We start from the raw sequence: 20,124 nt of genomic DNA on the forward strand, positions 1-20,124 counted from the left end.
TACAGCGTGGCGCATCCTTTCGGGCGCGCAAAGGACGCTATAGCACTTTGATTTGGCGCATGATCATTTCCGAAAATCTGTTCCGATATTCGGGTTGACGCGCTCCATAACAGGATCACCGCCAAGTGGCGAGGAGATAATCGGAATGGAAACCGCGTGAAGCGGCCGGATTTCATGGCGCTGGCGCTGAAAGAGGCGCAAGCCGCCGCCTTGCGCGGAGAAGTTCCGGTTGGCGCCGTCATCGCCAGCGGCGACACGGTGGTGGCATCCGCCGGTAACCGCACCCGCGAACTTGCCGATCCGACGGCGCATGCCGAAATGCTGGCCATCCGCGCGGCCTGCCAAACGCTCTCCAGCGAGCGGCTGACCGGTCACGACCTCTATGTGACGCTGGAACCCTGCGCCATGTGCGCAGGCGCCATTTCCTTCGCCAGGCTGCGCCGGCTCTATTTCGGCGCGGCCGACGAGAAGGGCGGCGCGGTGGTCAACGGCGTGCGCTTCTTCGCTTCGCCGACCTGCCACCATACGCCCGACATCTATCCGGGCATGGCCGAGGCCGACGCGGCGCTGCTGCTCAGGGAATTCTTTCGGGAAAGACGCGAAACGTAGAGCCTTCAGCTACCGAAGGCGACGGTTCCTACCAGGAGGGCAGCCAGTCGAAGAGCCCGCCGCTCTTGCCCTTGGCGGCCGCTTCCTTCTTGAGGCGGCGTTCCTTCTTGTATTCATCCTCGCCGAGTTCGCCCTGCGGCGCCGTGTCGGAGGCAGCCCGATAGGCCAGAGGCGGCTCGCTCAGATATCTGCGAGTGTTGGGATCGCCCTGCTTTTGCTCTGCGGTGCGGCGCTGGATCTCGGCGGCGCGGCCCTTGTCTGAATCCTTCGGCGACCAGGCCGGCGGGTGGCTTGAGCCCGAATCCGCCAGCGCCTTCTTCACGGAAGCCGGATCGGTCTGCACGTCGTCGACGATCCCCGACTGATAGGACGGGTCGTCCTGGTGGGCAGTGGCGTCGGCACGCAGGCGGGCGCGGCGCTGCTCGGGCGATTCGGGCCAATCGGTGCTCGCCGTTTCGATGCTTTCCTGAGGCGGCGGCAGCACTTCCTTCTGCCCCGGCGCCGGCTTTACCAGCTCCGGACGCGGCCTGTAGTCGATCTGTTCCTTGTGCTTGGGCGTGATGGCGAAGGCGCCGGAAAGGTCGCCGGCAAGCTGCTCGCCAGCCGTCTTGTCGGTGCCGTAGGTCGGCGAACCCATGCAGCCGGACAGAGCGAGGCCGGACGCGACAAGCGGCGCCAGCAGCGCAACGCGCACGGAAGTTCTGTCGATCATGCCAAAAAGTCCCACTCTAGACAGCCTCTCGATCGTCACCGGCCAAAGGCCCCGGTCCCCATCGTCCACGCTCTTGCGACGGAATTCCGGCGACAATTTGTCTTCCGGAGTTTCGCGTGTTTATCTCAACCACTCGTTAAGGGCAACGCGCGGGCGCTTTTCACCCGCCCGCCGTGGCATTTGTGCACCGGCTTTGAGCACTCACAAACGTCCCAGAGCCTTGAGTTCATGCAGCACGGCGGCATCGCGGGCAGACACGTCGGGGAATTCCACGTCCTGCCCGACATCGGCGGTATAGCGCCACGAACGCGCGCATTTGACCAAGCCGCGGTCCTCGGCCTTTTCGACCACCACCGCGACACCTTTGACATCGTCGAGCGCAAAGGCGCCTTCCGGCGCCTTACCGTGGGCGATGACGAGATCGCTGGTGATCGCCATTTCGGCCATGTCGACATCGGCGATCGCGGCTTCAAGCGCGGCATCGTCGAGGGTCACGACCGGCACGGCTTCCAGCGAGGCACCGATGACCTTCTGAGCGCGTGCGATCTCGAGCGCGCCGGTGACGACTCGGCGGACCTGCCGCACCTTGCGCCATTTTTCCGCCAGTGCCTCGTTCTTCCAGTCGGCCGGAATGTCGGGGAACTGGTCGAGATGCAGGGAGACAGCATCCGGATGACGGTCGAGCCAGGCTTCTTCCGTGGTGAAGGGCAGCATCGGCGCCAGCCATTTCACCAGGCAGTCGAAGAGGTGGCGCACCACTTGCACCGAGGCCTTGCGCTTCACGCTGGCGGGTCCCTCGCAATAGAGCGCGTCCTTCCTGATGTCGAAATAGAAGGCCGACAGCTCGACCACCATGAAGTCGAGCAAAGTGCGGGTGATGCGTTTGAACTCGAACGCGTCGTAGCCCGAGCGCACGACCTCATCGAGCTCGGCCAGCCGATGCAGCATCAGCCGCTCCAGTTCCGGCATCTTGTCCAGCGGCACCTCCTCGCCATCGTCATGGGCGAGCGTGCCCAGCATCCAGCGGATGGTGTTGCGGAGCTTGCGGTAGGCATCGATGTTGGTCTGCAGCACGTTCTTGCCGAGACGCTGGTCTTCCCAATAGTCGGTCGTCACCACCCACAGACGCAGAATGTCGGCGCCGGACTGCTTGATGACGTCTTGCGGCACGACGGTGTTGCCGAGCGATTTCGACATCTTTCGCCCCTCCTCATCCATGGTGAAGCCATGGGTGACGACGGTGTCGTAAGGTGCCCTGCCCCTGGTGCCGCAGCTTTCGAGCAGCGAGGAGTGGAACCAGCCGCGATGCTGGTCGGAGCCTTCGAGATAGACGTCGGCCGGCCATTTGAGGTCCGGACGGTCTTCCAGCGTGAAGACATGCGTCGAGCCCGAATCGAACCAGACGTCAAGGATGTCCATCACCTGCTTCCATTTGGAGGCCTCGTGATTGCCGAGGAAACGCTCCTTGGCGCCGGCAGCGAACCAGGCGTCGGCGCCTTCCCTCTCGAATGCGTCCATGATGCGCTGGTTGACGGCTTCGTCCTTCAGCACATTGCCGTCCTCGTCGGCAAAGACGGCGATCGGCACGCCCCAGGCGCGCTGGCGCGACAAGACCCAATCCGGGCGTTCCTCGATCATGGCGCGGATACGGTTCTGGCCGGCCGCCGGCACGAAGCGTGTGTCGTCGATCGCCTTCAGCGCACGGCTGCGCAGCGTCGTGCCGTCGCCGAGGTCCTTGTCCATATAGACGAACCATTGCGGCGTGTTGCGGAAGATGATCGGCTTCTTCGACCGCCATGAATGCGGATAGGAATGCTTCAGCCGGCCGCGCGCAAACAGCGCGTTGCGCTTGATCAGTTCGTCGATAACCGCCTGGTTGGCATTGCCCTTCTTGCCGTTGTCGTCGATGACGCGCGCGGCGCCACCTTCGCGATCCGGGCCAAAACCCGGCGCGTCCCTGGTGAAGAAGCCGGCATCATCTACAGTGAAGGGGATGGCAGGGTCGATGCCACGTGCGCGCAAATCCGATGCCGCATCCATCCAGGCATCAAAGTCCTCGCGGCCATGGCCGGGCGCGGTGTGGACGAAACCGGTACCGGCATCGTCGGTGACATGGTCCCCGGCAAGCATGGGTACGGCGAATTCGTAACCACCGCCGAGACCTTTGAAGGGATGTGAAAGTGTAAGGCTTCCAAGCTCTTCGACCGAAACGCTGCGAAGCCGATTCAAGGTGACCTTGGCCTTGGCCGAGGAGTCTTCGGCAAGCGCATCTGCAAAGATCAGCTTCTCACCGGGCTGTGGACCGAACGAATTTTCGGCTGCGGTAACTTCATAAAGGCCGTAGCCGATCCGTGACGAATAGTTGACGGCACGGTTGCCGGGGATCGTCCACGGGGTTGTCGTCCAGATGACGACGTGGGCGTTGTCCAAAAGTGCAACGCTTTCCGGAACGCGCATGGACGGTGCAGCGTCTGATACAAAGTGCTCAACGCTCCAAAATCCTGACACAACTGGAAACTTCACCCAGATCGTGTCGCTCTCATAATCATGGTATTCGATCTCGGCCTCGGCCAGTGCGGTGCGCTCGACGACGCTCCACATTACCGGCTTGGAGCCGCGATAGAGCTGGCCCGACATGGCGAACTTCAACAACTCCCCGGCGATGCGCGACTCCGAGTGGAAAGCCATCGTCGTATAGGGGTTCTTGAAGTCGCCGACGACGCCGAGCCGCTGGAACTCGCCACCCTGCACCGTGATCCAGTTCGCGGCGAAGTCGCGGCATTCCTTGCGAAACTCGTTGACCGGCACCTCGTCCTTGTTCTTGCCCTTGGCGCGGTACTGTTCCTCGATCTTCCATTCGATCGGCAGGCCGTGGCAGTCCCAGCCGGGCACGTAATTGGAGTCATAGCCGCGCATCTGGAACGAGCGGGTGATGACGTCCTTAAGGATCTTGTTCAGCGCGTGGCCGATATGGATGTTGCCGTTGGCGTAGGGCGGGCCGTCATGCAGCACGTATTTTTCGCGGCCGGCGGCCGCCTCGCGCAGCTTGGCGTAAAGGTCCATATCCTGCCAGCGCTTGACCAGCAGCGGCTCTTTTTCAGGCAAGCCGGCGCGCATCGGGAAATCCGTCTGCGGCAGGTAAAGCGTCTTGGAATAGTCGATCGTTTCAACAGTGTCGGTCATTGGTCTGCCATGTGCATTGCCCGGCGGGCGTAAAAGCTCGGGCGTGAACTATCATGATTTGGAAAAAGCGCGAGGGGGCGCGCAAAACTCCCGGCGGCTCCGGCGGCGCTCAGGCCGCCCGGAACACCGGGCCTGTAATTCGTATCGTCAGCGCGCGAAGGCGCGAAAAGCTCGTCATTGCCGGGCTTTTAGCCGAGAAAGCCGCAGGAATAAAGCGTCTCTTGTTCGATTCACTTACATCGCGAAGTCGAAGCGATAGGTGGTCGAGACGCCGACCGTGAACTGGTTACGGTCGCCGCGCTCCTTGACCAGGCTGGAATCGGCGGCCGGGCCCGTCAGGCGCGCATATTCGCCGAACAGGCTGGCGGTCATCGGATCGGTCACCTTCCAGGTGATGGCGCCACCAAGGCCGGTCGATTTCAGGCCGCCGCCAGGATGGTATTCGCTCAGGCCCGAGGCCGCAGCCTCCTTGGCGTTGACACCATAATAAGAGTCGAAATAGCCCGACGAGGCAAAGGACACGCGTGGTCCGCCCGAAATTCTGACAGTCGGCGTCACGTCGTAGAAAGCATCGGCGGCGATGTCGGCGACAAAGCCATCATGGGCACGAATGCCATGGCGCAGTTCGGCGCGGGCGCGCAGCCAGTCCGTCGGATAGATTTCGAAGAAGCCGCCGACCTCACCGCCCCAGCGCACCGGGTCGAGGCCCTTGAGCTCATCCTTGCTGTCGCGGGAAAACAGGAATTTTCCGGTCAGGCCGGCGCGGACGCCGCCATCGTCGACCAGCGCCAGCGAGATGTTGTCGTTGCGCGAGCTAAAGCGTGCGGCCGGGCCGGCCTTGCCCAGCGAGATGATCGGCGATGCGCTGAGCAGATAGCTGTTGGAGCCCTCGAATTTCGGCGCGACCATGCCGGTGGCGCCAAGCGTCAGGTACCAGTCGCCGGACATCCAGCCGAAGGCACCCTCGCCCGCATTGGCGGTGGACACAGTGAGCAGCGCCGAGGCGAGAAACAGCGGAATCGTCCAGACAATACGCATCATCACCCCATACGCGAAACAAAACGGAGAGAACACCCGGCAGCCAAAGCCATGGCGCCGGTTCGGTAAAATTTGACTTAAAATCTACAGCAGTGGCGGCAACTGCGACCCTGTTTTTTGCGCTGTGGCCCATTTGAACAGGGCGCCGCCGGGCCTGTGGCGAGTTGACAGAAATAGCGAGGTTGCCTAAATTCGCGTTAGTGCAGACTAACATGAACAGATGGACAGCGCTTGGCGACCCGACCAGGCGGACGATCTTCGAACTGCTGGTCGAACAACCCTGTTCGGTCGGGGAATTGGCTCGTGCGCTTCCTGTCACCCGGCCGGCGGTCTCGCAGCACCTGAAGGTGCTCAAGGACGCCGGCCTCGTGGCCAACACACGGCTAGGCAAGCAACGCATCTACCGGGTCGAACCGGAAGGCTTGGCCAGCCTGCGCGCCGAACTCGACCGGTTCTGGAGCAAGACCTTGGCGGCCTACAAAGTGGTCGTCGAACAGCCCTTGAAGGAGCAGGAATGAGCACGCATCAACCGCCCGTGAGGCACTCCATCCTTGTCGAGGCTACGATCGCACATGCCTTCAAGGTCTTCACCGAGGACTTCGGCAGTTTCAAACCCAAAGAGCATAACCTGCTTGCGGTGCCGATCGCGGAGACGATCTTCGAACCCCGCGTTGGCGGTCACGTCTACGACCGCGGTGTGGATGGCAGCGAGTGCCGCTGGGCACGGGTGCTGGCCTACGAGCCGCCGAACCGACTGCTTCTGAGTTGGGATATCAGCCCTCAATGGCAGATCGAGACCAATCCGGACAGGACCAGCGAGTGGGAAGTCCGGTTTACGGCGGAGACGAATAGCCGGACCTGCGTCGAGATCGAGCATCGCAATCTCGAACGTCATGGCGAAGGCTGGGAAGGCGTGCGCTTTGGGATTGACGGTGATCAAGGCTGGCCGCTGTATCTCAGGCGATTCCAAGATCTTTTTGCCAGCAAGGTGACCTGAAGGAGCACAATTATGGAACCCTATTGGCTAAGCATCCTCGGTGTACTGATCCTCTGTCTTTTGTCAGTCGCGCTGGCGGTTTACTCGGGTTCGTCCAAGGGATTTGCCGGAGCGCTTTCCGGTCCGGTGATCCCGGCCGACGACGCCAATCTCCTCTACAGGATCGACCGCGTGCATATGAACTCGGTCGAGGCGCTGGCGCCTTTTGTCGTCCCGGCGGTGCTGGCCATGATGGTTGGCGTTGGGTCGGCCACGTTGGCGACCATTGTCTGGGTTCATGTGGCGATACGCCTGCTTCACCTGGGGGTTTACCTACGCGGCGGCAATGCCGCCAAGGGTGGCAGTGTCAGAACGATCGTCTACGTCTCTGGAGCGATCGTCACGCTTGTCCTCGTCCTTGTGACTGGGTGGGCTGCCATAAATTGACACGTACGCGCGAGCCTCAAGCCACCGACGCTTTGTTTGTTTGCTAGCCGTCGCCATCGGCTGGACGTCCGCTACAGCCGGGGCTAACCTCCCGGCAAGGTGCCAGGCGATTTCGAGGAGATGCAGCCATGACCCTGCACGGTGATACCCTGAAAGATGCGATCGGCCGGACACGGGACAAATGGGGGTGGTTCGTCGCGCTCGGCGTGCTGCTGCTCATCTTCGGCGGCATTGCCTTCGGCAATCTGTTCATCGCCACCGTCGCCTCGGTCTATGTCGTGGGCTGGCTGATGCTGATGGCCGGCATCATCGAGATCGTGCATGCCTTCGGCGTGAAGACCTGGAGTCGCTTCTTCTATTGGCTGCTCAGCGGCCTGCTTTATGCCGTTGCCGGTTTCTTTGCCTTCGACAATCCGCTGCTGGCCTCGACGGTGCTGACCTTGCTGCTGGCGGTGGCGCTGGTCGCTTCAGGCGCGCTCAGGGCCTGGGTCGGCTATAGCCACCGACCGGAAAAGGGCTGGGGCTGGGTCGTCGCGGCGGGCCTGATCAGCGTGCTGGCGGGGCTGACCATCGCCATGGGCTGGCCGGTCAACAGCCTGTGGGTGCTCGGCCTGTTCCTGGCCATCGACCTGATCTTCCAGGGCTGGAGCTTCATCGCTCTCGGACTGGCGTTGAAGAAGTAGGGGCTTGAAGAGGTAAGCGGCCGGAAGGCTCAAAAAGCGATGGCGCCGTCCAGATCCGAAAGCGGCCTGACGCCGGCCAGCAGCGCGCGCGCCTCCGCCTCGTCGCGCTTCATTTGTGCCACCAGCCCATCGAGCCCATCGAACTTCACCTCGGGACGCAAAAAGCCGAAGAGCGATACGTCGCAGATCTCGCCATAGAGATCGCCGGCAAAGTCGAAGACGAAGGTTTCGAGCAGCGGCGCGCCATTGTCGTCGACAGTCGGGCGACGCCCGAAGCTGGCGACACCATCATAGAGCGTGCCGTCGGCGCGGCGAAAGCGGACGGCATAAATCCCTTCCTTCAGAGTCGTTTCCGGCGAAAGCCTCATGTTGGCTGTCGGGAAGCCGAGCGTGCGGCCGAGCTGCTGGCCGCCGATCACTTCGCTTTCGACGGTGAAGCGGTAGCCGAGCAGGCCTGCGGCCTCGGCGACCTCTCCCTCGCAGAGCAGCTCGCGGATACGGCTCGACGACACCACCTCGGCGCCCTCGTCGCGAAAGGCGTCGACCAGGGTGACGCCGAAACCATGGCGCTCGCCTGCCGCCATCAGAAACGCAGGACCGCCCTGCCGGTCCTTGCCGAAGTGAAAATCGAAGCCGGTGACGGCATGGGTGATGCCGAGGTTCGTCTCCAGCACATCGGTCACGAAAGCCTCGGCCGACAGGCCGGCAAAGGCGCGCGTGAACGGCTGTTCGACGAGTGCGGCAAAGCCCAGATGCGACAGCAGCCGCGCCTTCATCGGCGGCGGCGTCAATACGAACAGCGGCATATCGGGCCTGAACACCTTGCGCGGATGCGGCTCGAAGCTCAGCACTAGCGCCGGCACGCCGCGCCGCCCGGCTTCGGCAAGCGCGCGATCGAGCACCGCCTGGTGGCCGCGATGGACGCCGTCGAAATTGCCGATCGCCACCACGCCGCCGCGCAAATGCGGCGGCAGCGGCGCGGTTGCTGAAATGTGTTCGAAAGCTGCGCTCATGCAGCAACCCTACCGCAGTCTCGGAATGACGGCGACCGGCCGGTAGCCGTGCTTTTGCAGAAAGGCTGCAAGCCTGGCGGGGTCCGGCTGCATGGGATCGCCATAGTCGCGCGCGTGAATGCCGCCCGAGACGTAAAGCACGTCGATGCCGTTGTCGGCGGCGCCCTTGACGTCGGTCATCATGCCGTCGCCGATGGCCAGCACCTCGGTGCGCGCGACGTCTCGGCCTAGAAGCACGGCAACCTCCCGCAGCGCTACGTCATAGACCGGCGCATAAGGTTTTCCGGCGATCAGCGTGCGGCCGCCAAGCTGGGCATAGTCGCGCGCCAAGGCGCCGGCGCACCAGATCATGCGCTCGCCGCGTTCGACCACGATGTCGGGATTGGCGCAGATGAAAGGCAGGTTCCTGGCGCGCAGCCGGCGCAGCAGATCGGCGTAATCCTCAGGCGTTTCCACCTCGTCGTCGAACAGCCCGGTGCAGACCGCGCCGGAGGCCTCGAACTCCTCGACGAGCTCGACGTCCAGACCGTCATAGAGGGTGAAATCGCGGTCGGCGCCGATATGGAAGATTTTTCGTGGGCCTTCGGCGATAAGGTCGCGGGTCACATCGCCTGAGGTCACGACGCGGTCGTAGGCGGCGGCGGGAACGCCGATCGCATTCATCTGCGCCACCACATCGGCATTGCGGCGCGGCGAGTTGGTGATCAGGACGACCGGGACCTTCGCCGCACGCGCGGCGGCAAGCGCTTCGGCAGCCGCCGGAAAATGCCATTCGCCATTGTGGATCACGCCCCAGACATCGCACAGGATGGCCGAGTAGGCGCCCGACAAATCCGCGAGCGAGCCGATGATATCAGGCGAATCCGCCATGCCGTTTACCTGCTGTGACGATCATTGCGAGAGCTGCAGCCGACGGTCCGCCGCAACCGGCCCCGCATTAACCGAAGCGTTTCATCCTGTCACCAGCTTTTCGGCACTTGCCAGGCTGTTGCGCAACGGCTGATCGAAGGTTGCACAGGCAGGAACCACCCTTCTCCGAGCTTCGGTCTATCGAAACAATGTCGCACCGCTGATCACCAGGGCCGAGTGGTTAACGAGCCTTGAAAAGATGGGCCCATGTTGAACGCATTTCAGCAACCTGAAATTTAACGATTTTGTGGGCATCTTCGGACCGATATTGGGGTCCTGGCAGGGGTGCTGAAGGCATGATCCGCAGATTTCTGAACGACAGACGCGGCAACTATGCCTTGATGACAGTGATCACCATGGTGCCCTTGATGGGCGCGCTGGCGCTTGCCATCGACTACACCGATCTCTTGCGCCAAAAGCAGAACATGCTGAACGCGCTGGATGCCGCCGGGATTGCCACGGCACAGCAGATCGTCACCGGGGCGACCGACACGGCAGTCAAGGCCTATGCGAAGGATTTCTTCGAAGCCAATCTCGGCCGCGTCAAAGCAGCCAATACGGCCCTGACGGTGACGCTTCCCAACAACAACGCAGGTGGTGGCACGCTGAAGCTGTGCGCCGAATTGACGTACCACCCCTATTTCCTGCCGGCAGCGGCCATGATGATCGGAAGAACCGCCGCCGACGTCACAACATCGGCATGCTCGGAGATCCGCCTCAAAAACACGCTGGAAGTGTCTCTCGTGCTCGACAATTCCGGCTCTATGAGCATCAACGGCTCCGGCACCGGCCAGCCGCGAATAGATTTGCTCAAGAAGGCCGCGACCGAGCTTGTCAATACAATGGCGCTCCAGGCCGCACAAATGAAGCAGGTGACCAAGCCGGTGCAGTTCTCGCTGGTCCCGTTTTCTGCGTCGGTCAATGTCGGCGCTCCGATCCCCCCGGCTCCATTGCCGACGTGGCTGGACACGACCGGCATTTCCCCGATCCATCATCAGAACTTCGATTGGTCGACGATGACAGCGGCGGCAAATGCCACCAAATGGATCGAAAAAGTAGGCAGCGTTTACTACCAGCGCGGCACGGGCTGGGGCACTGACAAAGACAAGGAGATGACGCGTTTCACCCTCTATCAGGACATGATGGCAACGACCTGTACGAAGAAAAACTCGAACGGCACTTGCAAGACCTCCGTCGTCGCCAAATACGAAGCCTGGAAGGGCTGCGTGGAGGCGAGGCCGTATCCCTATAATGACGACGACACGTCGCCGACCACTGGCACGCCCGCCACCATGTTCGTGCCGATGTTCGCGCCGGACGAAGCTGGCAATTTCTGGACCGACACAACTCGCACCAGCACATCGACGTGGGGTTACGCCAACAATTGGTGGATCGATTATTCCGACACGCTGACTGTCCCCAAACGCCAGGCGGATATGCGCAAGTATTTTCTGACAAAGCCCTGGGACGCAGCAGCCGCTGCGGCCGATGATGGACCCAATTCGGCATGCACGACCGCCGCGATCACGCCGTTGCAGGACATAACCACCACCGATGGCAAGAAAATCCTGACGGATGCCATCAATGCCATGGCCCCGACGGGCAACACCAACGTGCCGGAAGGGCTGGCCTGGGGCTGGCGGACGGTGTCGAGCAACGAGCCTTTTACGCAAGGCCGGCCGAACACCGAAAGAGGCAACGACAAAGTGGTCATCGTCCTGACCGACGGCGCAAACACCTATAGCATCGGCCCCAGCAACGACATGACCAGCAACTACGCCAAGAATGGATCGACCTACGCCGCCTATGGCTACACCGGCCCTAATTTTCCGAAGCCAGTGGAGCCTGCGACCCGCCTGTTCGTCAACACGACCGTCGCCAAGACAACCTATACGGCGACCAACTACACGGCCGCGCTTGACGAGCAGATGCAAACCCTTTGCGCCAATGCGAAGAATTCGAACATTCTCTTGATGACCGTCTCGCTCGACCTTGTTAGTTCCAAGCCGGCGGAAAAGACTGCCATAGATGCGCTCAAGAAATGCTCCTCGGATTCGCGCTTCCGCAAGGATCCGACCGACCCGAGCAAACCGGCGAAGCTGTACTGGAACGCGACCGGCGCCACCTTGTCGCAAAGTTTCAAGGAAATCGCCGACGAACTGTCGAACCTGCGCATCGTCAGCTGATCGGCGCGATCTTTCGAACAAGGCGCTCCGCCTCGGCGGGGCGTTTTGCGTTCGGCAGCTGGCGCATTTGGTTAGCGCCTGGTGAAGCGCTATCCGCGCAATCGAGCAGTTTCCCAAACCCGTCCTTCAACGTTTTGTGAAACTGTGGCGGCATTGAAGAATCCGCAGGCGGGGCCGCTTACATCACATGCGTGAACTCTGGCGCACATTCCGGCGTGACTTCTGGCGTGACCGCCGCGGCAATTACGCTCTGATGACCGTTGTGGCGATGGTGCCACTGATGGGCGGCGTGGCCATGGCCGTCGACTACACCGGCGTGGTCAGCGAGAAGCAGAGGGTGGTCAACGCGCTCGACGCCGCCAACTTCGCCACCGCGCGCCGGCTGGTGGAAGGCGCCACCGACGACCAGTTGCGGGCCTATGCGCTCGACTTCTTCAAGGCAAACCTCAACGACGTCGATCCCGCCGACACGACGCTCAGCGTTACGCTGCCCAGCAGCACGACCGGCGGCGGCATCGTCAAGCTGTGCGCCAGCCTGGTCTACAAGCCCTATTTCCTGCCGGCAGCGGCGATGCTGATCGGCAGGACGTCGGAAAACGTCACCTACTCCGTGTGTTCGCAAGTCCGGCTGAAGAACACGCTGGAAGTGGCCATGGTGCTCGACAATTCGGGGTCGATGTCGAACACGGGCACGGGTGCCGGACAAAAGCGCATCGACCTTCTCAAGCAAGCCGCCAAGCAGCTCGTCGACACGCTTGCCTTGCAGGCCGCGATGATCAAGCAGATCGACAAGCCGGTCCAGTTCAGCCTTGTGCCGTTCGCCGCCTCGGTCAATGTCGGCGCCAGCAACGACAACGCGTCGTGGATCGACGCCTACGGGCTGTCGCCCATCCACAATGAGAATTTCGCCTGGTCCACGCTTAATGCAGCCGACAAATATGCCCAGAAGATCGGCGGCATCTGGTACAAGAAAGGCACTGGCTGGGGTGAGCAGGAGGGGCAGATGCTGACCCGCTTCTCGCTCTACCGCGACATGAAGGTGGTCACCAGCCACGAGCGCATCGTCGGCAGCAAACGCGTGGTGTGCGACAAATATCGTGCCAATCATACATGCTCGGACAGCCACAACGAATACGACTACAACGACACATACGGACCGTTCGCCAGCTGGCAGGGCTGCGTCGAGGTCCGTCCCTACCCCTATAATGTCACCGACGCGCCGGCCTCCGGCGGACCGAACAACACCGGCACCGGCACCGGCGATCCCGCGACCATGTTCGTGCCGATGTTCGCGCCGGATGAGCCGGGCAATCATTGGTACATAACGCAGGACCCCGACGAGGTGGCTCCCAAGACCTATGGCGCAGCCAACAGCTGGTGGAACGACGATCCGGCGAGCACCACCGGCAAGACGCGCCAGTCCAACATGGCCAAGTATTTTCAGCCACGGCCGATGAACGCGCCGGTGCTGGGGACGGGTGCCGGTCCGAACTACAGCTGCACCACCACGCCGATCACACCCCTGACCGACGTCGCCAACGCCGCCGGGCTGACCAAGATCAAGGCTGCGATCGACCTTATGGCGCCTAACGGCAACACCAATGTGCCGGAAGGCATGGCCTGGGGCTGGCGCACCGTCTCCAGCACGGAGCCTTTCACAGGAGGACGTCCTGAGACGGAGCGCGGCAATGACAAGGTGGTCATCGTGCTCACCGACGGCGAGAACACCTATTCGACGGTGAGTTCCGACCCCGCCGGCAACAAGTCGACCTATGCCGGCTATGGCTATACCGGCGTCGGCTACAACGGCACTGCGGTCACCCGCCTGTTCGGCGGCACGTCGAGCGCCATCGGCCAGCTCAACTATTCGTCGAGCAACTACACCGCCGCGCTCAACGAGCAGATGGCGACGCTGTGCAACAACGCCAAGGCGGCCAACATCATGGTGATGACGGTGGCGCTCGATATGTCGACGACCGACGCCGGCGACAAGAGCGCGATGGAGGCACTGAAGACGTGCTCGTCGGACTCGCGCTTCCGCAAGGATCCGGCCGACCCGAGCAAGCCTGCAAAACTGTTCTGGAACGCGACCGGCGCCACGCTGTCCGACAATTTCAAGGAAATCGCCAACGAGCTCTCGAACCTGCGCGTGGTGAGCTGAGGGTTGAAGCTGCTGATCTTCCCCGCCTTGCGGGGGAAATTGGCGGCTTCGCTTTCGTCTTTTTCGACGCTGGCGCAAAGTCTCCGGCCATCATGCTCTTGCGGTGAGTCAAAACGCGTGGTGGGTATCGTCACCGCTTCCCGGAGATTGCCAGTGCCCGAAACCGCCAACCATCTCGCCTTCGCGCTGGTCTGCCTGGGCATGGTGCTGACGCCCGGGCCGAACATGATCTACCTGATCTCGCGCTCGCTGTCGCAAGGCCCGAAGGCCGGGCTGATCTCGCTCGGCGGCGTGGCGGCCGGCTTTCTGTTCTATGTCGTATCGGCTGCGCTGGGCATCACCGCGCTGCTGCTTGCCGTGCCGTTTGCCTATGACGCACTGCGCATTGCCGGCGCGCTCTATCTGCTATGGCTCGCCTGGCAAGCGGTGCGGCCCGGCGGGCGCTCACCATTCCAGGTGCGCGAACTGCCGAAGGACAGGCCGCGCAAGCTGTTCGCGATGGGCCTGATGACCAATCTCCTCAATCCCAAGGTGGCGGTGCTTTATCTGTCGCTGCTGCCGCAGTTCATCTCGCTGGGCAACGGCCATGTGCTGTCGCAGCTTCTGGTGCTCGGCGCCACGCAGATCTCGATCAGCCTGACCGCCAATGCCATCATCGCGGTAACGGCCGGTTCGATCGCCACCTTCCTTGCCGGACGGCCGCTATGGATGGTCATCCAGCGCTGGATGATGGGCACGGTGCTCGCCGCGCTGGCGCTTAAAATGGCGACCGACGCGCAACGCTGATCGGACGCAGCGCGCCGAGACTACATCGGCCGCCGACCTTCCCATTCAATCGATCGGCCGAACCTGCACGGAGGCCAGCGATTGAGATTTTCGCGGCCCTGCCCGGCAAAAGCCATGATCGCCGCTAAGTCAGGCAGGCATGACAATGATCTGCACCACCAATCATCCGCTCGCGCAAACCCGCTCTGGCGCAGCAAGTCCAAAACCAAACAGGCGCCTGCTGCTGATCGGCCTTGCAGCCATGGCCGGCCTCGCTGCTTGCAGCACGGTCTCGGTGCCGACCGGCGAAGGCGCCGGTGTCTCGTCCTCCGCCACCGCGACGCTGGCCGGCATCCGAGCTTCGGCCGGACTGCCGGCGCTGGTGCCGGACGCCCAGCTCGAGCAGGCCGCTCGGCAGCAGGCCGGCTATATGGCCTCACGCGAACGCATGAGCCACACGACGGGCTGGGGAAAGGATTTCGCGTCGCGGATGAAGGACAATGGCGTGCGGGGCGCCGCCGCCGAGAACATCGCCGAGGGCCGCTTCGACCAGCAGAAACTGTTCGACATATGGATGCATTCGGCTGGCCACCGCCGCAACATGCTCGATCCGGATTTTAGCCGCTTCGGCCTCGCCTATGTACGCGACGGACGCGACAGCGCCATCCGCTACTGGAGCCTGGTGCTCGGAAAATAGCAGCCAGCGGTTACGGCGCGAGCCAGCCGTCAGCCTTTCGCGATCAGCTCGCCGATATCCCCAGCCGACAGGGGTTTGCTGAAATAATTGCCCTGCACCTCGTCACAATTGTTCTTGCGCAGGAAGGCGACCTGGTCTTCCGTTTCGACACCTTCGGCCAGCACCCGAAGGTTCAACTTCTGCCCCAGGGAAATCACGGCGCCAGTGACCGCCTGATCGTTCTCGTCGGTCGCGAGATCGTTGATGAAGGACTTGTCGATCTTCAGCCGCGCCACCGGAAACGTCTTGAGGGCGCTGAGACTGGAATAGCCTGTTCCGAAATCGTCGATCGATATCTGCACGCCGAGCTTTTGCAGTCCGTTCATCGTTGCGACCGCCAGCTCGAAATCCTGCATGATCAGGCTTTCCGTCACTTCGAGCTCGAGATACCTCGCCTCCAGGCCGCTTTCCTTCAATGCGTTGACGACGCGGTCGATCAGGTTCTTCTCCCGGAACTGCCGCGCCGACACGTTGACGCAGACGGTTACGGGCGACAGACCGGCGCGCTGCCAGGCTTTGTTCTGCCGGCAGGCTTCGTGCAGGATCCAGTCGCCGAGCGGCACGATCAGCCCGGTCTCCTCGGCGGTCGGGATGAACATCGCCGGCGAAACCAGGCCTCGCGTTGGGTGGTTCCAGCGCACCAGCGCTTCGACGGCGAAAACCTGCCCCGATCGCAGATCCACCTGTGGCTGATAATGCAGAGCGAATTCCGACCGGGCGAGCGCGTTTCGCAATTCCTCCTGAAGCAGGAATTTTTCATGTGCCGTTGAGTTGAACTCCGGGGCATAGAACTGGAAATTGTCGCGGCCGAATTCCTTGGCGCGATACATGGCTGCGTCGGCATTAGCCAACAGCGTATCCGGGCTGGTCCCGTCCTTCGGGTAATTTGCGATGCCGATGCTGGCCGTCGTTCTCAGCCGATGCTCTCCGACAAGAACCGGTTCCGCGATCGCATCCCTGATCGTCTGCAGGGTTTCCGAGACCACATCGACATTGGTGGTTTGGTCGAACAGGACGATGACAAATTCGTCGCCGCCAAGCCGCACGACGGTGTCGGTGGCCTTCACGCATCCAACCAAACGGCTGGCGACGGTCTTGAGGAGTTCGTCGCCGGCATTGTGGCCAAACGTATCGTTCACCAGTTTGAAATTGTCGAGATCGATGAACACCACCGTCATCCAGCGATTGTATCGCTGCGCGTAGAGGACCGCCTGGGAAAGCCGATCCTCCAGCAAAGCGCGATTGGGCAGGCCGGTCAGCGCATCATGGTTGGCCATGAAGTGGATCTGGTCTTCCGCCAATTTGCGCTCGATCGCGATGCCGGCAATGTGTGTGGTGAATTCGATCAGGCGGGTCTCGGCATGGGTGGGTTCGCGCACGGTCATCGAATACATGGCAAAGGCGCCCAACACGACGCCCCGATGCGACAGGATCGGGGTTGACCAGCACGAACGATAGCCATGGGCTGCCGCCAGTTCGCGGTAATCGTCCCAAAGCGGATCCTGCAGAATATCGGTAACAATGACCGGTTCCCGCCGGTAGATGGCGGTTCCGCAGGATCCCACCTTGGGACCGATGGCCGCCCCATCGATGGCGCTCGTATAGGCTTTCGCCAGGCCCGGCGCCGCACCGTGACGCAAATGAATGCCGTCCTTGTCGAGCAGCAGGACGGAACCGAATATCCCCTTCAACTGAGCCTCGACGAAGCGCATGAGGCGGTCGAGCACGTCCTCCAGCGGCGCGCTCGTGGCAATCATTTCGAGGATCTGCGCCTGCCCGCTGCGAAGGACATCCGCCTGCTTGCGGGCGGTAATGTCGTGGGCGATGCCAACCAGGCCGAAGATTTCATTTTGGCGATTGCGCAACGGCACCTTCGTCGACGAAAGCCATTTGCCGTTCCCCGACGCATCGACGACAAACTCTTCCGCGTCGATCACTGGTTGTCCGCTCTTGAGCAGGCGCTGCTCGACCAGGCGAAATTTCCGCGCAACTTCCGGGGGGTGGAGATCAAAATCGGTCAAACCGATCATGTCGCTGGTCTTGTTGCGGCCGCTATCGGTCGCAAGGGCGCTGTTGACCACGACGAAACGGCTTTGCGTATCCTTGACCCAGAGATAATCGGGCACCCAGTCGATCAGCGCCTGCAGCGAAATGCGCTCGTCGACGATCTGCCGATTGGCGAGGAGTTCAGTGATGTCCTCATGCGTGGCGATCCAACTGCCATCGGGCATGGGCTGGTTACGGATCTGGATTGTGCGACCATCGACAAGTTTGGCGGTCCAGAGCCGCGAAGCCTTGCCCGAATTGATCGAGCGAGCCGTTGCGAGATAGGTGTCGGCCGCCGTCGCCGCCGTCCCGGCGGCGACGCGGCGTTCGACGATTTCGCTCAGTGTCACGCCAGGCCGCAATTCCTCGGGCGCAATGCGGTAGATTTCCGCATAGCGCCGGTTGCTCAGGATCAGCCGTTCATCGGCATCGAAAAAGCAGATGCCTTGCGAAATATTCTCGATCGCAGTCTCGAAACGCAGGGTCTGCCCTTCGAGACCCGCAATGGTCGTGCGAAGTTCTCCCTCGAGCGTATCGTAGGAAACGTCAGCCAGTCTTGCCAATGCGGCTACGCCCACCGGCCCGCGCGCCCCGACGGATCTTCTGGATGACTTCGTGACCAAACAGACCTCCTCCGGTTTGGCACCTGAAACAAGAAAGGGCCTCTGTCGTGCCAGACGAAAGTCGACTGACAATGTTACAGATGTGCTAATTCAAGATGAACTGTAACGGAATTGGAGGCGTCAGCAACCAGATACCAAAGGTGCAAATGTTATTCCAAATCAACTTCCAACGGCTCATTATCGATATTTTTTTGCACACGCGGGTTTTGACGATCATCCGAGCAACAAATCATCAGGGGCAACCAGCTTGCTGCCAGCGCTACCGGCGCCCGCCTCAATCCATATGCGCGGCAGGAGCGGCCGCGCCGGCCGGAGCGGTCTTCGGCTTGCGCAGCAGGAAGACAAACGGAATGGCAACCAGCGTCATCACCATCAGCAGTTTGAAGTCGTTGACGTAGGAGATCATCATCGCCTGGATGTTGACCATGCGGTCCACCTGCGAAAGTGCCGTCGGATCGCCGCCTGCTGCCGCCGGCGAGGCCGCCCACAAATTGGGGTTGAACGGGTTGATGAAAGCCGACAGTTCGGTGTGATTGACCTGCGTGTTGCGCACCATGAGAACCGTCACCACCGACACGCCGATCGACGAACCGAGATTTCGAACCAGGCTGAACAGGGCCGTGGCGTCGGTGCGGAAGCGCACGTCGAGCGTGGCGAAGGCCACCGTGGACAGCGGCACGAACACCATGCCCATGCCCAGGCCCTGGATGACGCCGGAGCTGAGGATCAGCCAATTGTCCATCTGCGGCGTGAAGGAGGACATGGTGTAGAGCGACTGCGCGGTGAGCAGAAAGCCGATGACGACGAGGATGCGGGCGTCGATCCTGCTCATGAGCCGTCCAACGACAAGCATCGAAATCATCGTGCCGACACCGCGCGGCCCCAGGACGACGCCGATGGTCACGGTCGGATAGCCGAAGATGGTCGACAGCATCGGCGGCAGCAGCGACATCGAGGCCAGGATCAGCACGCCCATGACGAAGATGAAGGCCAGACCGGTGACGAAATTGCGGTCGAGGAAGATCTTGGGGTCGATGAAAGGACGTTCCGCCGTCAGTGTGTGGATGATGAACACCCAGAAGCCGGTGATCGAAAGAGCAAGCTCGATCCAGATTTCGACCGAGGAAAACCAGTCGACCTCGCCGCCGCGGTCGAGCAGCAGCTGCAGTGCGCCGACGCCGAGCGAAATCATGGCGAAACCGAAGAAATCGAAGCTGCGTATCCGCCGGGCAATGACCGGCAAATAGGCTGCCATGCCGAGGAAGGCGATGATGCCGACCGGCAAATTGATGAAGAACACCCAGCGCCAGTTGAAATTCTCGGTCAGCCAACCGCCCAGCGTCGGACCCAGGATCGGCCCCAGCATGATGCCGGCGCCCCAGATGGCCATCGCCTGGCCGTGGCGTTCCCTGGGGTTGATGTCGAGCAGGAAGGTCTGCGACAGCGGCACGATGGCTGCGCCGAACACGCCCTGCATCAGCCGGAAGAACACAATGCTCTCCAGGCTCCAGGCAATGCCGCACAGCATCGAGAACACGGTGAAGCCGACAACCGCCGCCAGGAACAGTTCCTTGCGGCCGAAGCGGTCGGCCAGCCAGCCGGTCACCGGCGTCATGATCGCGGCGGCAACGATGTAGGAGGTCAACACCCAGTTGATGTTGTCGGGCGACGCGCCGAGGTCGCCGGTCATGGTCGGCAGCGCGACATTGGCGATCGTGGTGTCGAGCGCCTGCATGACCGTCGCCAGCATCAGCGCCACAGTGATCAGGCCGCGATGCGGCACTTCCTTGAAAGGTTCTGGTGTGGTCATGATGCGGAACTTCCGACAGGTAACAAAAACGTGTACATTAGGTTTCCGGGCGGCGAGGCCTTCTCTGGTGAAGAGACCCTCATCGCGGTGGGACGCGATCTATCGATGTGGGGGGTTACATCGATCGAAGGTCTCGACACATCAGGCGCTTGCCGCCCGGAAATCCAAGGTCCGAAGGATGGGCGCCGAGATGGTCCAGGTTCTGGGCAGGCCGCGATGCGGCCCGG

Annotated in this window: 16 protein-coding genes; 9 read left to right on the top strand and 7 right to left on the bottom strand. The window is 61.9% G+C overall.

What is annotated here, in order from left to right:
* The first annotated feature begins 156 nt into the window (after positions 1-156).
* Positions 157-609 (top strand): nucleoside deaminase, encoded by a 453-nt coding sequence (locus tag NKL06_RS03285; protein WP_023694762.1) that lies wholly within the window; start codon positions 157-159, stop codon positions 607-609.
* A 28-nt stretch (positions 610-637) separates the two neighbouring features.
* On the opposite strand, the gene NKL06_RS03290 is transcribed toward NKL06_RS03285, so the two are convergent.
* The 3 genes from NKL06_RS03290 to NKL06_RS03300 form a co-directional block, all read right to left on the bottom strand.
* Complete coding sequence (locus NKL06_RS03290; protein ID WP_023682973.1) at positions 638-1,321, bottom strand: hypothetical protein; 684 nt, start codon at positions 1,319-1,321, stop codon at positions 638-640.
* 201 nt (positions 1,322-1,522) lie between these two features.
* A complete protein-coding gene (gene ileS, locus NKL06_RS03295; RefSeq protein ID WP_023694761.1) occupies positions 1,523-4,504 on the bottom strand; it encodes an isoleucine--tRNA ligase in 2,982 nt (993 codons plus the stop codon).
* 234 nt (positions 4,505-4,738) lie between these two features.
* Positions 4,739-5,542: a MipA/OmpV family protein gene (locus NKL06_RS03300; protein WP_023734252.1), complete on the bottom strand. Its 804-nt coding sequence runs from the start codon at positions 5,540-5,542 to the stop codon at positions 4,739-4,741.
* A 212-nt stretch (positions 5,543-5,754) separates the two neighbouring features.
* On the opposite strand from NKL06_RS03300, the gene NKL06_RS03305 reads away from it, so the two are divergent.
* The 4 genes from NKL06_RS03305 (at position 5,755) to NKL06_RS03320 (ending at position 7,648) form a co-directional block, all read left to right on the top strand.
* On the top strand, positions 5,755-6,060 hold the full coding sequence (locus tag NKL06_RS03305; RefSeq protein ID WP_023689559.1) for an ArsR/SmtB family transcription factor: 306 nt from the start codon (positions 5,755-5,757) through the stop codon (positions 6,058-6,060).
* On the top strand, positions 6,057-6,539 hold the full coding sequence (locus tag NKL06_RS03310) for an SRPBCC family protein (protein ID WP_023694759.1): 483 nt from the start codon (positions 6,057-6,059) through the stop codon (positions 6,537-6,539). Before NKL06_RS03305 ends, NKL06_RS03310 begins: the two co-directional genes overlap by 4 nt.
* Before the next feature lie 12 nt (positions 6,540-6,551).
* Positions 6,552-6,965, top strand: coding sequence for an MAPEG family protein (locus tag NKL06_RS03315; protein ID WP_023671536.1), 414 nt, complete (start codon positions 6,552-6,554; stop codon positions 6,963-6,965).
* Between the two features lie 128 nt (positions 6,966-7,093).
* Positions 7,094-7,648: an HdeD family acid-resistance protein gene (locus NKL06_RS03320; protein ID WP_023671535.1), complete on the top strand. Its 555-nt coding sequence runs from the start codon at positions 7,094-7,096 to the stop codon at positions 7,646-7,648.
* A gap of 29 nt (positions 7,649-7,677) precedes the next feature.
* Here the strand turns inward: NKL06_RS03320 and NKL06_RS03325 are convergent, their stop codons facing one another.
* Positions 7,678-8,661: a bifunctional riboflavin kinase/FAD synthetase gene (locus NKL06_RS03325; protein ID WP_023694758.1), complete on the bottom strand. Its 984-nt coding sequence runs from the start codon at positions 8,659-8,661 to the stop codon at positions 7,678-7,680.
* Positions 8,662-8,670: 9 nt separating this feature from the next.
* The gene (locus tag NKL06_RS03330; RefSeq protein WP_023671533.1) at positions 8,671-9,531 is read right to left on the bottom strand and encodes a TIGR01459 family HAD-type hydrolase; all 861 of its coding nucleotides are present in this window, start codon (positions 9,529-9,531) and stop codon (positions 8,671-8,673) included.
* A 335-nt stretch (positions 9,532-9,866) separates the two neighbouring features.
* On the opposite strand from NKL06_RS03330, the gene NKL06_RS03335 reads away from it, so the two are divergent.
* The 4 genes from NKL06_RS03335 to NKL06_RS03350 all read left to right on the top strand — a co-directional run bounded on the left by NKL06_RS03335 (position 9,867) and on the right by NKL06_RS03350 (position 15,379).
* Complete coding sequence (locus tag NKL06_RS03335) at positions 9,867-11,756, top strand: pilus assembly protein (RefSeq protein WP_023694757.1); 1,890 nt, start codon at positions 9,867-9,869, stop codon at positions 11,754-11,756.
* Positions 11,757-11,943: 187 nt separating this feature from the next.
* The gene (locus tag NKL06_RS03340) at positions 11,944-13,917 is read left to right on the top strand and encodes a pilus assembly protein (RefSeq protein ID WP_023694756.1); all 1,974 of its coding nucleotides are present in this window, start codon (positions 11,944-11,946) and stop codon (positions 13,915-13,917) included.
* A 153-nt stretch (positions 13,918-14,070) separates the two neighbouring features.
* Positions 14,071-14,703 (top strand): LysE family translocator, encoded by a 633-nt coding sequence (locus NKL06_RS03345; protein WP_023671530.1) that lies wholly within the window; start codon positions 14,071-14,073, stop codon positions 14,701-14,703.
* A gap of 145 nt (positions 14,704-14,848) precedes the next feature.
* The gene (locus tag NKL06_RS03350) at positions 14,849-15,379 is read left to right on the top strand and encodes a CAP domain-containing protein (protein ID WP_023671529.1); all 531 of its coding nucleotides are present in this window, start codon (positions 14,849-14,851) and stop codon (positions 15,377-15,379) included.
* A gap of 29 nt (positions 15,380-15,408) precedes the next feature.
* Here NKL06_RS03350 and NKL06_RS03355 read toward each other — a convergent pair whose 3' ends face one another.
* Positions 15,409-18,027 carry an EAL domain-containing protein gene (locus NKL06_RS03355; RefSeq protein WP_023694755.1) on the bottom strand — a complete coding sequence of 873 codons (2,619 nt, stop codon included), beginning with the start codon at positions 18,025-18,027 and terminating at the stop codon, positions 15,409-15,411.
* A 334-nt stretch (positions 18,028-18,361) separates the two neighbouring features.
* A complete protein-coding gene (locus NKL06_RS03360; RefSeq protein WP_023694754.1) occupies positions 18,362-19,897 on the bottom strand; it encodes a DHA2 family efflux MFS transporter permease subunit in 1,536 nt (511 codons plus the stop codon).
* Between the last annotated feature and the right edge of the window lie 227 nt (positions 19,898-20,124).

This window comes from Mesorhizobium sp. C268A (assembly GCF_040324475.1).
In the GTDB taxonomy this organism is placed as follows: domain Bacteria; phylum Pseudomonadota; class Alphaproteobacteria; order Rhizobiales; family Rhizobiaceae; genus Mesorhizobium.